The organism is Shewanella sp. OMA3-2, from assembly GCF_021513195.1.
Classification (GTDB): domain Bacteria; phylum Pseudomonadota; class Gammaproteobacteria; order Enterobacterales; family Shewanellaceae; genus Shewanella.
This window is the reverse complement of sequence record NZ_CP090974.1, coordinates 3,236,697-3,250,795: the sequence shown is the minus strand read 5'-3', so window position 1 is coordinate 3,250,795 and position 14,099 is coordinate 3,236,697. Positions and strand designations below refer to the sequence as shown.

10 protein-coding genes and 3 pseudogenes are annotated in these 14,099 nt (G+C 40.6%); 9 read left to right on the top strand and 4 right to left on the bottom strand.

The window, feature by feature from the left end; genetic code table 11:
- Positions 1 to 138 precede the first annotated feature (138 nt).
- Positions 139 to 753: a nucleotide exchange factor GrpE gene (grpE, locus tag L0B17_RS14300; protein WP_235085704.1), complete on the top strand. Its 615-nt coding sequence runs from the start codon at positions 139 to 141 to the stop codon at positions 751 to 753.
- Positions 754 to 920: 167 nt separating this feature from the next.
- Positions 921 to 2,246 carry an IS4 family transposase gene (locus L0B17_RS14295; protein ID WP_235085703.1) on the top strand — a complete coding sequence of 442 codons (1,326 nt, stop codon included), beginning with the start codon at positions 921 to 923 and terminating at the stop codon, positions 2,244 to 2,246.
- 94 nt (positions 2,247 to 2,340) lie between these two features.
- Here the strand turns inward: L0B17_RS14295 and dxs are convergent, their stop codons facing one another.
- The 3 genes from dxs to L0B17_RS14280 are packed head-to-tail and all read right to left on the bottom strand — an operon-like array spanning position 2,341 to position 5,368.
- Entirely contained in the window at positions 2,341 to 4,206 is a 1,866-nt protein-coding gene (dxs, locus tag L0B17_RS14290; protein WP_235085701.1) for a 1-deoxy-D-xylulose-5-phosphate synthase, read from the bottom strand.
- A 19-nt stretch (positions 4,207 to 4,225) separates the two neighbouring features.
- On the bottom strand, positions 4,226 to 5,107 hold the full coding sequence (gene ispA / locus L0B17_RS14285; protein ID WP_235085699.1) for a (2E,6E)-farnesyl diphosphate synthase: 882 nt from the start codon (positions 5,105 to 5,107) through the stop codon (positions 4,226 to 4,228).
- Positions 5,108 to 5,137: 30 nt separating this feature from the next.
- Entirely contained in the window at positions 5,138 to 5,368 is a 231-nt protein-coding gene (locus L0B17_RS14280) for an exodeoxyribonuclease VII small subunit (protein WP_235085697.1), read from the bottom strand.
- 237 nt (positions 5,369 to 5,605) lie between these two features.
- Between L0B17_RS14280 and pomA the strand changes: the two genes are divergently transcribed.
- From pomA to rlmM, 7 genes and pseudogenes are all read left to right on the top strand, one after another.
- On the top strand, positions 5,606 to 6,373 hold the full coding sequence (gene pomA, locus L0B17_RS14275; RefSeq protein ID WP_235085696.1) for a flagellar motor protein PomA: 768 nt from the start codon (positions 5,606 to 5,608) through the stop codon (positions 6,371 to 6,373).
- 3 nt (positions 6,374 to 6,376) lie between these two features.
- A pseudogene (locus L0B17_RS14270) lies at positions 6,377 to 7,308 on the top strand (flagellar motor protein MotB).
- 325 nt (positions 7,309 to 7,633) lie between these two features.
- Positions 7,634 to 9,087, top strand: a pseudogene (gene thiI, locus L0B17_RS14265) (tRNA uracil 4-sulfurtransferase ThiI).
- A gap of 303 nt (positions 9,088 to 9,390) precedes the next feature.
- Positions 9,391 to 10,301 (top strand): annotated as a pseudogene (locus tag L0B17_RS14260) (transcriptional regulator GcvA).
- A gap of 40 nt (positions 10,302 to 10,341) precedes the next feature.
- Positions 10,342 to 11,028: an alpha/beta family hydrolase gene (locus L0B17_RS14255; protein ID WP_235089842.1), complete on the top strand. Its 687-nt coding sequence runs from the start codon at positions 10,342 to 10,344 to the stop codon at positions 11,026 to 11,028.
- Between the two features lie 45 nt (positions 11,029 to 11,073).
- Positions 11,074 to 11,463, top strand: a complete 390-nt coding sequence (locus L0B17_RS14250) for a DUF423 domain-containing protein (RefSeq protein ID WP_235085694.1) — start codon at positions 11,074 to 11,076, stop codon at positions 11,461 to 11,463.
- 75 nt (positions 11,464 to 11,538) lie between these two features.
- Positions 11,539 to 12,642, top strand: a complete 1,104-nt coding sequence (gene rlmM, locus L0B17_RS14245; RefSeq protein WP_235085692.1) for a 23S rRNA (cytidine(2498)-2'-O)-methyltransferase RlmM — start codon at positions 11,539 to 11,541, stop codon at positions 12,640 to 12,642.
- A 116-nt stretch (positions 12,643 to 12,758) separates the two neighbouring features.
- On the opposite strand, the gene L0B17_RS14240 is transcribed toward rlmM, so the two are convergent.
- A complete protein-coding gene (locus L0B17_RS14240) occupies positions 12,759 to 13,769 on the bottom strand; it encodes an isocitrate dehydrogenase (RefSeq protein WP_235085690.1) in 1,011 nt (336 codons plus the stop codon).
- Between the last annotated feature and the right edge of the window lie 330 nt (positions 13,770 to 14,099).

Here is a 14,099-nt window from a genome sequence, read left to right as displayed (position 1 = left end):
AAAGCCTTGAAACGCTGAAATTGATCCCCATAATATACCCAAACTAATTAAAAGTGTCAGAAGCATGATAATTAATCTTCTTCTGATATGTTTCTATCAAGATTACTGAAAACATCGCATTTTTTAGCTGGAGTGAAAATGAGCAACGAGTCAAACTACGATCCACAAGATATCGATACCCAAGATCAAGTGGAAGAAGGCACTGTCATTGAAGCTGGCGAAGCAAGCTTAATGGATGAGTTAACCCAAGCCAATTTCCGCATTGAAGAATTAGAGCAGTTATTAGCAGCGTCTGAAGCTGCATTAGCTGATCGTAAAGAGGTTGAGGTGCGTGCGGCGGCTGAAATACAAAATATTCGTACACGTACAGCTAAAGACGTAGAACAAGCGCGTAAGTTTGCGCTAGAAAAATTTGCTAATGAGCTGCTGCCCGTTATCGACAACATGGAACGAGCTTTACAAGGTACCTCACCAGAGGATGAAGCCACTAAAGCGATTTATGAGGGTGTTGAGTTAACAATGAAAGGGTTCCTAAACTCTGTTGAAAAGTTTGGTGTGGTTCAAGTTAACCCATTAGGTGATGTGTTTAATCCAGCCAATCATCAAGCAATAGGTATGCAGCCAAGTGCGGAATACCCAGAAAATACTGTGATGTTAGTGATGCAGAAAGGTTATATTTTAAATGACCGTTTATTGCGTCCCGCTATGGTGATGGTATCGCAAGGCGGGCCAGGTGTAGATACACAGGCATAATGACTTAGGAAGGTCATCTTTTATCCTTCCCAAAGTCATCAATAAAAAAGGGCTGATAATTCATAATGCCGATCAGTTAAGAACTGAAGTGATAAAAAATATACCGATCTATTGACCGATCCTTTTAGTCTGCCAAAATCCGATAATCTTTATTATCGGATTTTTTTATGGAACTTTCAGAAGCACTTGCTCGCACTTCAATTAACCGACTCACCGAATTTTCATCTCTTGCTGATGTCCTTGAACCCGATATTATTCAATCTTGTCTAGACTCCAATGGTGTTGCCACATTAAGACGTCGAAAACTCCCCATGGACGCTATGGTTTGGGCTGTTATTGGGATGTCTTTATTTCGCACTGAATCCGTTCGTCAATTGATTAACAAGCTTGATATTGTGCTGCCACAAGAGGTTGATTATGTGGCGAGAAGTGCTGTCACACAGGCCAGAAAAAAGCTTGGCAGTGATGTGGTTCGCGATATATTTCATCGCTCAGCGGCCACATGGCATCAACGTGCTGAACATCCTCATTGGTGCGGTTTGAACCTCTTTGGCGTTGATGGCGTAGTCTGGAGAACGCCTGAAACGAAAGAGAATAGTGCAGCTTTTGCGCGCACAGCAAACAAATCAAGTGAGTCTGGTTACCCTCAAGTGCGCATGGTTTGTATGATGGAACTGAGTAGTCATTTACTGGTTGATAGCGTCTTTGACAGTGTGGCTGAAAATGAAATGAACTTAGCGGCTAAGCTTATCAAAAGTGTACCCGACAACAGCTTAACCTTGTTTGATAAAGGCTTTTACTCGCTAGGCTTATTACACGATTGGCAGGCTAAAGGCGTCAACACCCATTGGTTATTACCGTTAAAAAAAGGCACTCAATATGAAACAATCCGCAGTTTAGGTAAGCACGATAAGCTTGTCAGGTTAAGTACAACGCCTCAATCGAGAAAGAAACGCCCTGAATTACCATTAACAATAGAAGCCAGATTAACCACTCGTCAGATAAAAGGTAAACAGGTCAACATTCTGAGTTCAATGCTTGATGTTATGGCCTATCCGGGTGCAGAAATAGTTGATTTATATACACATCGCTGGGAGATAGAGCTGGGTTATCGAGAAATGAAACAATATATGTTAGAAAGTCGATTTACGCTGAGAAGCAATCTTCCAGAGTTAATAAATCAAGAGCTATGGGGACTATTATTAGCTTATAATTTAATACGTTATAAAATGATTTTAATGGCGAAATCGCTTAAAAATGTATTTCCAAATCAGCTGAGTTTTCGAGATGCTTCATCTCATATTATCAATCAACTCACTAATATGCCGTTATATGCACCAGGAAATGTTCCGAGGTTTATTTTAGATATAGAGAGAAATGCCAAGCAGTTTAAGCTGGAAGGAAAACGAGAAAGAAGTTATCCAAGGTGCTTAAAAGTCAGTAAAAATGGCTACCCAGTCGCAAAAATAAAAAATGCCGCTCACCTTAAGTGAACGGCATTACTGATAATTCAGCCCTTTTTTGTCGGTTATTTTTAGAACTTTTGGATTATTTATGTCAGCTAACATAAATAATCCACTAAACTGGTTAAGCTAAGTAGTTTCTGATCTGCTGCTCAATGCCCTGTGCATCTAGTTTCAATTCATTGATGATTTCATCTGGAGCACCGTGTTTGATAAATTCATCTGGCAGGCCGATTTGAACCACAGGCATAATGATTTTAAGTTTTTGTAATAGTTCCATTACCCCACTACCGGCGCCGCCCATAATCGCGTTTTCTTCAACGGTAACAATAATATCATGGTTGTTTGCCAGTTCAGTGAGTAGCTCAGTATCTAATGGCTTTACAAAACGCATATCGGCAACGGAAGCATCTAGCGCTTCTGCAGCGATTAAGGCAGCTTGTAAAGTTGTACCAAAATTAACGATGGCAATTTTTTTGCCCTGGCGCTTCATTACGCCTTTGCCGATAGGTAATTGTGTCATGGTCTCAACTTGTTCAGCGCCTGTTGCGCAACCTCTTGGGTAGCGCACCGCAGTTGGACCGTCTTGATAACAATAGCCGGTGTACAGCATCTGACGACATTCATTCTCATCTGAAGGGGTCATAATTATCATATTGGGAATACAACGCATAAAGCTTAAATCAAACGCGCCTTGATGAGTTGGACCATCAGCACCGACAATGCCACCACGGTCAATGGCAAATAACACAGGTAAGCGCTGTAATGCCACATCATGAATGAGTTGATCATAACCACGTTGCAAGAAGGTAGAGTATATGGCTACAACAGGCTTTAAGCCTTGGGTTGCCATACCTGCACTTAAGGTTACCGCATGCTGCTCAGCGATGGCTGCATCAAAATACTGTTTAGGAAAACGTTGTGAAAACTCGACCATACCAGAACCTTCACGCATAGCAGGGGTAATGCCCATCACTTTATCGTCAAGTTCTGCGACATCACATAACCATTTACCAAACACCTGTGAAAATGTCGGTAACCCAGGTTTAGTGGCTGGTTTTCTAAACAGGCTTGGGTCAAATTTAGGCACTGCGTGCCAACCAATAGGATCTTTTTCTGCGGGCTCATAACCACGACCTTTTTTAGTCATGATGTGGAGAATTTGAGGCCCTTTTAAACTGCGCATATTACGCATAGTTTCAACTAGGGCATCAACATCATGGCCATCAATAGGACCAATATAATTAAAGCCGAGCTCCTCAAACAATGTGCCAGGAACCACCATGCCTTTTAAATGTTCTTCAGTCCGCTTGGCTATTTCCTTTATGGCAGGCATGCCCTTAAGTACTTTTTTACTGCCTTCACGGATAGTTGTGTAAAAGCGGCCTGACATAAGTTGAGCAAGGTGATTATTCAGTGCGCCAACATTTTCTGAAATCGACATTTCATTATCATTCAGCACCACTAACATATCGTTGTGTAAATCACCTGCATGATTTAATGCTTCAAAAACCATACCACCTGTCATCGCGCCATCGCCAATAACAGCAACGACTTTACGGCCTTTATTTTCTTTTTCGGCAGCAATTGCCATGCCTAAAGCAGCACTGACAGAAGTGCCAGAATGACCAACACTAAAGGTGTCGTAATGACTTTCTTCACGCCAAGGAAAAGGATGCAAGCCATTTTTTTGGCGAATGGTGTGCATGCGATCACGGCGGTCAGTTAAAATTTTGTGAGGATAAGCTTGATGGCCAACATCCCAAACCAATTGGTCAAAAGGCGTGTTATAAACATAATGAAGTGCCACGGTTAATTCAACCGTGCCTAAGCCAGAAGCAAAATGACCACTAGACATGCCTACCGATTGCAACAAAAATTGGCGCAGCTCAGCTGACACCTGCGGCAATAAACCCTGAGGTAGCTGTCTAAGTTCTTCTGGTGTGTTAGCTTGTGCTAACACAGGATATTGAGAATTATCGAAACTCATAGTGAGATATTCTGTCTTATTATATTCTTCGCACGATAATATACCGAGCAAAGTCTGCAATTAACTGACTATTGTATGGCAATTTAGTCAGTTCTGATAGAGCATCATCAACAAGCTGCTGTGATGTCTGCTTGGCCCCTTCTAATCCTAGTAATTTAGGGAAGGTGCTTTTATTCGATTGCTCGTCGCTGCCCTGTGGCTTACCTAACTCTTCGGTGCTGGCCACGATATCCAATATATCGTCTTGCACTTGAAAGGCTAACCCTATTTTACCAGCGTAAACCATTAAAGCTTGGTATTCATTATCAGGGACATTCGCGGCGATTAACGCCATTTCTACTGCACAGCAGATAAGCGCGCCAGTTTTTTTGTTATGAAGTTCGGTTAATTTTGCCAGCTCGATGTGTTTATCTGTTGCGCTAAGATCAATTGCCTGACCGCCACACATACCCTGATAACCTGAGGCTTTAGCCAATGACTTAACTATGGCTAATTGCTGTGAGGGTGTTAAACCATCAATAGGCTCACTGATAATATCAAACGCTAAAGCTTGTAATGCATCGCCGGCCAATATCGCATTGGCTTCATCAAAAGCGATATGAACTGTTGGTTGGCCGCGACGAAGACTATCATTATCCATTGCCGGTAAGTCGTCATGAATAAGTGAATATGCGTGTATACATTCAATTGCAGCGGCTAAGTTATCCAATATTGTTAAAGGGACATTTAACATTTGTCCAATACTGTAAACCAAAAAAGGTCTGATACGTTTGCCACCTAATAACGCACCATGGATCATGGCCGCTTTTAATGTCGGTGCCGTCTCATCAAAATGAGTTAATTTTTGGCCTAATACTTGATCAACTCTTTGCTGATAAGTTTTTATTGCATCAGTTAACACAGTATTACCTCAACATGCTGTCAAAGCTGTTTATTGTTCAATTTCTAATGGGGCTAAGGTGTCTTTGGCATCCAATAAAATGGATACTTTTTGCTGTGCTTGTTCAAGTTTAGCCTGACTTTGGCGCACGAGATTAATACCTCGTTCAAACTGCTTTAATGCATCATCAAGGGATACTTCACCTTGCTCTAAACTGGCTACAATAGTTTCAAGCTCATTTAAAGATTGCTCAAAACTGAGATTTTCAGGTTTTTTGGCCACGTTGATATTTCCTTTTGTTTAGCGTGTGACAAGGTATATCAGCCGAGCTTTTGGGTCAAATACAGACGCTGTATATTTGCTCAATAGCACGCTTTGTTACTGAAATTTGTTTAGAAAATTGAAATTCGAGCTAAACTAGAAATGATTTTGACCGATAACATAGTAAGATGATGTTTAAGTTTAACGATTTTAGCATTAGCATGTTCAAGCAGACTTAACTGCATTTGAGGAGACGTTGTGGATTTAGCAACCCTGATAGGAATTATTGGTGCTTTTGCATTTATCATAGGCGCCATGGTTACCAGTGGTGGTATCGGCTTATTTATCGACGTACCGTCGATTTTGATTGTTGTCGCAGGCTCTTTATTTGTCGTTATGATGAAGTTTAATTTAAAGCAGTTTTTAGGTGCGATTAAAATTGGTCTAAAAGCTTTTATGTTCAAAATTGATAGACCAGAAGACCTCATTGAACAATCGGTCAATATGGCCGACGCTGCCCGAAAAGGCGGCTTTTTAGCCTTAGAAGAAGCGCAAATTAGCAACACTTTTATGCAAAAAGCGGTCGATATGTTAGTGGATGGTCATGACGGCGATGTGGTACGCAATGCCCTGGAAAAAGATATCGCTTTAACGGAAGAACGCCACAAATCAGGGATTAATATTTTTAAAGCCATGGGGGATGTAGCACCAGCAATGGGAATGATTGGTACGCTTGTTGGCTTGGTTGCCATGCTATCAAACATGGATGACCCTAAATCGATAGGCCCGTCAATGGCAGTTGCTTTGTTGACCACACTTTATGGTGCAGTAATTGCCAACATGATAGCGATCCCGATGGCAGATAAACTATCGCTTAGAATGAATGAAGAGCTATTAAACCGTAATTTAATAATGGATGCTGTTCTGGCAATTCAAGATGGTCAAAATCCACGTGTTATTGAAGGCTTTTTGAAAAACTATATTGCTGAAAAACAACGTAAAATAGATACGACGGACGGGGAGTAATCCATGGCCAAGGCAAAATGTGACTGTCCACCTGCCGGCGCGCCCATGTGGTTAGCAACCTTTGCTGACCTTATGTCTTTGTTGATGTGTTTTTTCGTATTATTGTTAGCGTTCTCTGAAATGGACGTGATGAAGTTTAAGCAAATTGCAGGCTCAATGAAATATGCCTTTGGCGTGCAAAATAAAGTTGAAGTAAAAGACATTCCCAAAGGAACATCGGTCATTGCATTAGAGTTTCGCCCAGGTAGACCCGACCCCACTCCGATAGAAATAATTAATCAGCAAACTAATGAAATGACTCAACCAACCATTGAGTATCAAGCTGGGGAAGAAGACAGTGCTGGCGGGGTACAAAAACAAACTGGCGCTCAACGTGGTGGAAATGCCAGTGCAACTGCGCAAAAAGAAGCTGAAGCGGTTAAAAAAGATGCGGCATCTTCACAGGATAATATTAATGAACAACTTAAAAAAATGGCTGAACAATTAAATGAGCAAATTGTTGATGGTGCCATTGAGTTAGAATCATTAGGCCAACAAATTATTATTCGAATTCGAGAAAAGGGATCATTTTCTTCAGGATCAGGCTTTTTACAACCTCAGTTTAAACCGGTTGTACGTTCAATCGGCGAGTTACTTAAAGATGTACCGGTATTATTACGGTATCAGGGCACACAGATGGTGCTCATATCAGTAATGAACTTTATAGTTCAAATTGGGACTTATCGAGCCAGCGAGCTGTGGCGGTAGCCCATGAGTTGATGAAAGTTACAGGCTTTGATGAAACACGGATGAAAGTGATGGGAGAGGCGTCCAATAATCCACTGGTGCCTAATGACAGTAACGGAAATCGAGCTCGAAATCGTCGCGTTGAAATTGCCATTGAACAGGGCAAGCCGAAAGAATCTGATGAAATTAAAGTGATTCAGGAACCGTAGACCAATCCAAATTCTTACAAATAACTGACTTTTAAAGCGCAATCCAGTGATTGCGCTTTTTATTATGCGTTTAACGCTTGATTAAATATACCGCAGTACTTGATTAAGCGGATAATGCTATTACAAGCTATGACAAATTTGATATAATCCGTCAATTACTGCTTGTTTGACGTAACGTAATGTATTTATTCGACTCACTTAAACTGAGCCGATATTTTTTGCCACGAAAAATTAAGTCTTTATTCTATTAATTCAAATCATTAACTATAACGTTGGTTAAACTCATTGTTGTTTTTAGCCAGTGCTTAATGTTGCCGGAACCGCTATGAAGTTTATTGTAAAGTTATACCCTGAAATAATGATGAAAAGTAAATCGGTAAGATTGCGATTTACTAAAATGCTAGAAACGAATATTCGCAACGTACTTAAAAAAGTTGATGAAGAGGCTAAAGTACAGCGCTTATTTGACCGGATCATCGTCAAGGTACCTGAAAATAAACCAGAGTTGCAGGATATATTTGGACAACGCTTAGCGTGTATTCCGGTATTGCCCATGTGGTGCAAGTTAGTGAGTATCCGTTTGATACTATTGATAGTATTTATCAATTAGCGCTACCTCGCTATCGTGATGAAATAGCAGGTAAAACATTTTGTGTACGGGTAAAGCGTACCGGTAACCATGATTTTAATTCTATTGACGTTGAACGTTATGTCGGTGGCGGGTTAAATCAACATGCCGACGCCTTAGGCGTTAAGTTGAACAATCCTGATGTTACCGTTAATCTTGAAATCGACCGTGACAAACTGTATATGGTTGAGCGTCGAATTGAAGGCTTAGGCGGCTTTCCAATGGCAACCCAAGAGGATGTGTTATCCCTTATCTCTGGTGGCTTTGATTCAGGCGTATCGAGTTTTCAATTTATCAAAAAAGGTTCGCGTACCCATTACTGCTTCTTCAATTTAGGTGGCGCGCAGCATGAAATAGGCGTTAAGCAAGTTGCCTATCATTTATGGAAAACCTACGGAGAGTCTCACAAAGTACGTTTTATTACCGTGCCGTTTGAGCCTGTTGTAGAGCAAATATTAGAACGTATTGATAATGGCCAAATGGGCGTTATTTTAAAACGTGTGATGATGCGTGTTGCTGCACGTATTGCCCATAAATTTAAAATCCAAGGCCTAGTCACGGGTGAAAGTTTAGGTCAGGTGTCTAGTCAAACATTAACCAATTTGAATGTGATAGACCGCTGTACTGATATGTTAATTATGCGTCCACTGATTGCCATGGACAAACAAGATATTATTAATCAAAGTCGATTAATTGGTACCGAAGACTTTGCTAAAACAATGCCTGAATATTGTGGTGTTATTTCGCAAAAACCTACTGTAAAAGCGGTGTTGTCTAAGATTGAAGCTGAAGAGTTGAAGTTTGATGAAGATTTGATTGAACGCATTGTAGCTTCGGCGAAAGTGATGGATATTAGAGATATTGAAACCGAAATGAATCAGCAAATTACTGAGACTGAAACGGTAACTGATATCGCATCTGGCGAAATCGTCATAGATGTACGTGCCCCTGAAGAAGAAGAGCGTAAACCATTATCGATTGAGGGAGTAGAGGTTACAGCTATTCCATTCTTTAAGTTAGCGACAAAATTTGCTGAGTTAGATAAGAGCAAAACTTACCTATTATATTGTGACCGTGGTGTGATGAGTAAATTACAAGCCTTATATTTAATTGAGCAAGGCTATCAGAATGTAAAAGTTTATCGCCCATAAAGCGTTAAAAAAACGATGAGAAAGGCTTGTATCTTTAACGGTGCAAGCCTTTTTTGTTGCAAGTAAAATTATAATCTTCAACATCGCCAAACAATAGCCAATACTATCTTGTGAGTGTGAGTGTCATACTTAGGTTTGGATAGATTAATACCCCACTATCAAGCTTAATTCCCCCTGGACAATACTCACCCGCTAATGTTATTTCGATATGCTTATCTAATCAAAAAACCTGTTCTTTACAAACCGTAAAAAATAGAGATAATCATTAGAAAAACTAATTAAAAAAATAAGAGATTAATCATCATGGCCAGACGATTACCGCCCTTAAATGCCGTTAAAGCATTTGAAGCGGCAGCGAGAAACCTCAGCTTTACTAGGGCTGCAGAAGAGTTGTTTGTGACTCAGGCTGCGGTGAGTCATCAGATTAAAGCATTAGAAGATTTTCTAGGGTTAAAGCTTTTTAGACGTAAAAATCGATCATTACTGTTAACCGAAGAAGGCCAAAGTTACTTTCTCGACATCAAGGATATTTTCATTCAGTTGGGTGAAGCGACCGACCGCTTACTTGCACGCAGCGCTGTAGGGTCGTTAACTGTGAGTATGTCACCGAGTTTTGCGATTCAATGGCTGGTACCGCGGTTAGCCAAATTTAGCGAAAAAAATCCTGATATTGATGTGCGTATTAAGGCCGTAGACAGTGATACTGGTTCATTAACCGATGATGTTGATGTAGCAATTTATTATGGTCAAGGTAATTGGGCGGGCTTAGGGCGGATAAACTTCGCAATGAAGTGTTGATCCCCGTTTGTTCCCCATTATTATTAAATGGGCCTAAGCCACTTAGTACCCCAAGTGATTTGAAATATCATACCTTATTGCACGACTCAAGCCGTCACGACTGGCAGGCCTGGTTTAGGCAATGTGGGGTAAGTGATATTAATGTCAATCAAGGACCCATATTTAGCCATTCATCTTTAGTGTTACAAGCTGCTGCCCACGGGCAAGGAGTTGCACTGGGCTACAGTGTATTAGCTAGACCGGATATTAAAGCGGGTCGTCTAGTATGCCCTTTTCCAGAAGTATTAGTCAGTAAAGATGCTTACTATTTAGTGTGTCAGCAGAATCATTCTGAATTAGGCAAAGTCAGTGCATTTCGTGAATGGATGGTCGATATGTTTGCAGAGGAGTCTCGCAGTGAATTACTCACAGGATAGTTTACTAGTCAGTCCTTTGCTTACAGATGGCCCAGCAAGCTTGTTAGCAACAGATTACTTGCTAGAAGGCGATATTCAAAGTGATACCTTAATCGTTCTTGCCCATGGTGCAGGGGCTAATATGCACCATGCTTTTATGCAGCAATTGGCAGCTCTCTTGGTATTACAAGGTTTTGCTGTATATCGATTTAATTTTTTATACATGCAAGCCAATATGCTAGATGGCAAGAAACGCCCACCGGATCGTGCCCCTAAGTTATTGCAGCATCTTGAAACTGTGCTGAACGATATTTATCAAAAACAGCAACAGGGAGTCATTACCGCTAAACGGATAGTGTTTATCGGTAAATCTATGGGCTCAAGAATGATGGCGACATTAACATCAAATCTGCATTCGTGTGACGCAGCTGAGGCGCAAGCGATTTTAGGCCAGGTTGTTGGTCAAATATGTCTAGGTTATCCCTTTGTCCCTATCAAGGGCGGAGAGCCAAGATTGCCGCCCCTTAATGATTCGAACATGCCAACCTTAGTGTTACAGGGTGAGCGTGATAAATTTGGTTTGCCAGGGCAAATCACAGGATGGACGTTTAGAGATGGAATTAACTTTGTCACTATTCCTGATGGCGATCATAGTTTTACACCAAGAAAGTCCTCCGGCACCACATTGGACAGTAATTTAAAACTTGCTGTGGCAGAAATCGTTAAATTTTCTCAATTTGTCACTTAATTTATTTTAAAATGAGAAGTCAGCTGACTCAATTAAAGGTGTGTTATGAACTATCGTTTGTTATTTGTTGCTGCGATTAGTGGTTTTATCGCGGTTGCTTTAGGGGCTTTTGGTGCCCATGGATTAAAAAATATTGCCTCAGTGGAAATGGTTAACATTTTTAAATTAGCGGTTGAATATCAGTTTTATCACACCTTCGCATTAGTGAGTTTGGCTTTTGCGGCTCAATGGTTGTCAACTCAGTGGCTTAATTGGTCAGCGGGCTTCTTTATAATCGGCATATTCCTGTTTTCTGGATCACTGTATTTATATGCCTTAATTGGGGCTAAATGGGTTGGTCCTATCACTCCTGTGGGTGGGCTTTGCTTACTCATAGGTTGGGCATTATTTGCCATAGCGGCATGGCGTAGACAGATTAATACTGATCAAATCTAAATCTGCTATAGCGCCATATTCTTGCTATAATCCGACAAAATTTGGCTCCAAGATCGATTATTGCTAAGGCTTTACATGAAAAACCTATTCTTATTTTGCCGCGCTGGATATGAAAAAGAGTGCGCAGCAGAAATTCAACAACGTGCAGCAGAGCTCAACATTGGCGGTTTCGTTAAAACCAATAACAATGACGCTTATGTTATTTATCAATGTTTTGAAGACAATGGTGCCGACAAGTTAGCCGAGCAATTAGCATTACGATCGCTCATTTTTACCTGGCAGATGTTTGCCGCTGGTGAGTTATTAATTGACTTACCAGAACAAGACAGAATGAGTCCAATTGTTGAAGCCTTAGGTGAAATATCTCGCTGTGGTGAATTACGGGTAGAAACACCTGACACCAATGAAGCAAAAGAGTTATCAGCATTTTGCCGTAAATTTACTGTACCATTACGCCAGGGCTTGAAAAAAGCCGGTATTTTATTGGCAAAAGAAAGCCAAAGCCGTCCTATTGTGCATGTGTGTTTTATTGGTCCGGGAAAAGCGTATGTTGGCTATTCTCTTAGCAATAATAGTTCACCCCATTTCATGGGTATCCCGCGCTTAAAAATGGTTGCTGATGCACCGAGTCGCTCTAGTTTAAAACTAGACGAAGCCTTTAGTGCATTTTTGACCAGAGAAGAGCAGGATTTGCGCTGTCGTAGTGGCTTAAATGCTGTTGATTTGGGTGCGTGCCCTGGTGGTTGGACTTATCAATTAGTCCGTCGAGGGATGATGGTTGCCGCTGTTGATAATGGGCCGATGAATGAAAAATTGATGGAAACCGGCCAAGTTAAGCACTACCGTGCCGACGGTTTTCGATTTGAACCCCCAAGAAAGAATATTTATTGGTTAGTGTGTGACATGGTTGAAAAACCTTCGCGCGTAGCTGAATTGATAGAAGCATGGGCCATTAATGCATGGTTTAAAGAAGCGATTTTTAATCTGAAATTACCAATGAAAAGCCGTTACAAAGAAGTGCGGGTTATTTTAGATACTATGGCTGAAATATTTAAAGAAAATAATATTGAATACCGCATGCAATGTAAGCATTTATATCATGACCGTGATGAAGTCACTGTGCATTTATGGTTATTTCCAGAGAAAGGCGTTAATTATGCCGTATTGGGTGAAAGGTAAGTCATTCATTTTTAGGTGTTAACACTGGATAAAACAAAAAGCCCTAATCAATAATAGGGCTTTTTTTGTTTCATCATATTTATCAGCGTTAATTTTCTAATTTTCAGCTATAAAAATTAATCTAATCGTTCTAATACCGCTTGGGTAAAGTCAGTTGTGCCATAAGTGCCGCCTAAATCGCGGGTAGTACGGTCGCCTTCTTCAATCACTGCCGCTATCGCGTTGCGGATCATTACTGCTTTATCTGACATGCCTAAATATTCTAGCATTTGAATTGAGGCTAAAATAACCGATGTTGGGTTGGCTAAGTTTTTACCTGCAATATCTGGTGCACTGCCATGTACCGCTTCAAAAATAGCCGCGTCACGTCCTATATTGGCACCGGGAGCCATACCTAAACCCCCTACGAGGCCTGCACATAAATCAGACAAGATATCGCCAAATAAGTTGGTTGTGACTATTACATCAAAGTTTTCAGGGTTCATGACCAGTTTCATACACGTGGCATCAACAATCATTTCTTCCGTAATCAGATCGGGATAACGTAAGCTGACTTCACGAGCGACTTTCAAAAACAAACCTGAGGTCGATTTCATAATATTCGCTTTATGCACAATGGTGACTTTTTTGCGGTTTTCTTTACGGGCTAATTCATAGGCAAAGGTCACAATTTGCTCAGCGCCTTTGCGGGTAATAATACTGGTCGCTTCAGCTGTTTCACCGTCATCTGATATTTTTTGGCCCAAACCAGAGTACATGCCTTCAGTGTTTTCTCGCACCGTAATAATATCAATGTTTTCATAACGGGCCTGCGTGCCCTTGAATGAATTGACTGGACGAACATTGGCATACAAGCTGAACTTTTTACGCAAGCTAACATTAATTGAAGTAAAGCCTTCACCCACAGGCGTGGTTAATGGGCCCTTTAGGGTAATGCGGTTTTTTTCAATTAGGTCTAAGGTGCGTTGTGGTATTAACTCACCGTGTTTTTCTAACGCCGTTAGACCCGCATCGGCAAATTCATATTCAAAATTACAACCAGCCTTGTCGAGAATTTTTAATGCAGAATCAATAATACTTGGGCCAATTCCATCACCTGGAATTACAGTTATTGTACGTTTTGACATGAAAAGTCCTTACACCTGAGATGTGACTGCAATGAATACAGCGGATTAATATTGACCGCCAATGCAAGGTGATTTTAATATGGCTTACATTAAGCGGTGGCATGAAGATCGAAACTCTATGTTTCGGTATGCTATTTTAACGATTTAAAATCTTTATTTACACAAAACTGTGAATCAAATGACCTTTTAAAGGTCATTTAAATTTGTTTTCGATTAAAATAATTCAATAAATGACCGATTCGACTCAATATTAACAAATCGATAAGTCAGGCTGCTTTTTTCAGCAAGAGTTAACATGATTAAAGCAGGATATATTGTCCATTAATTGTG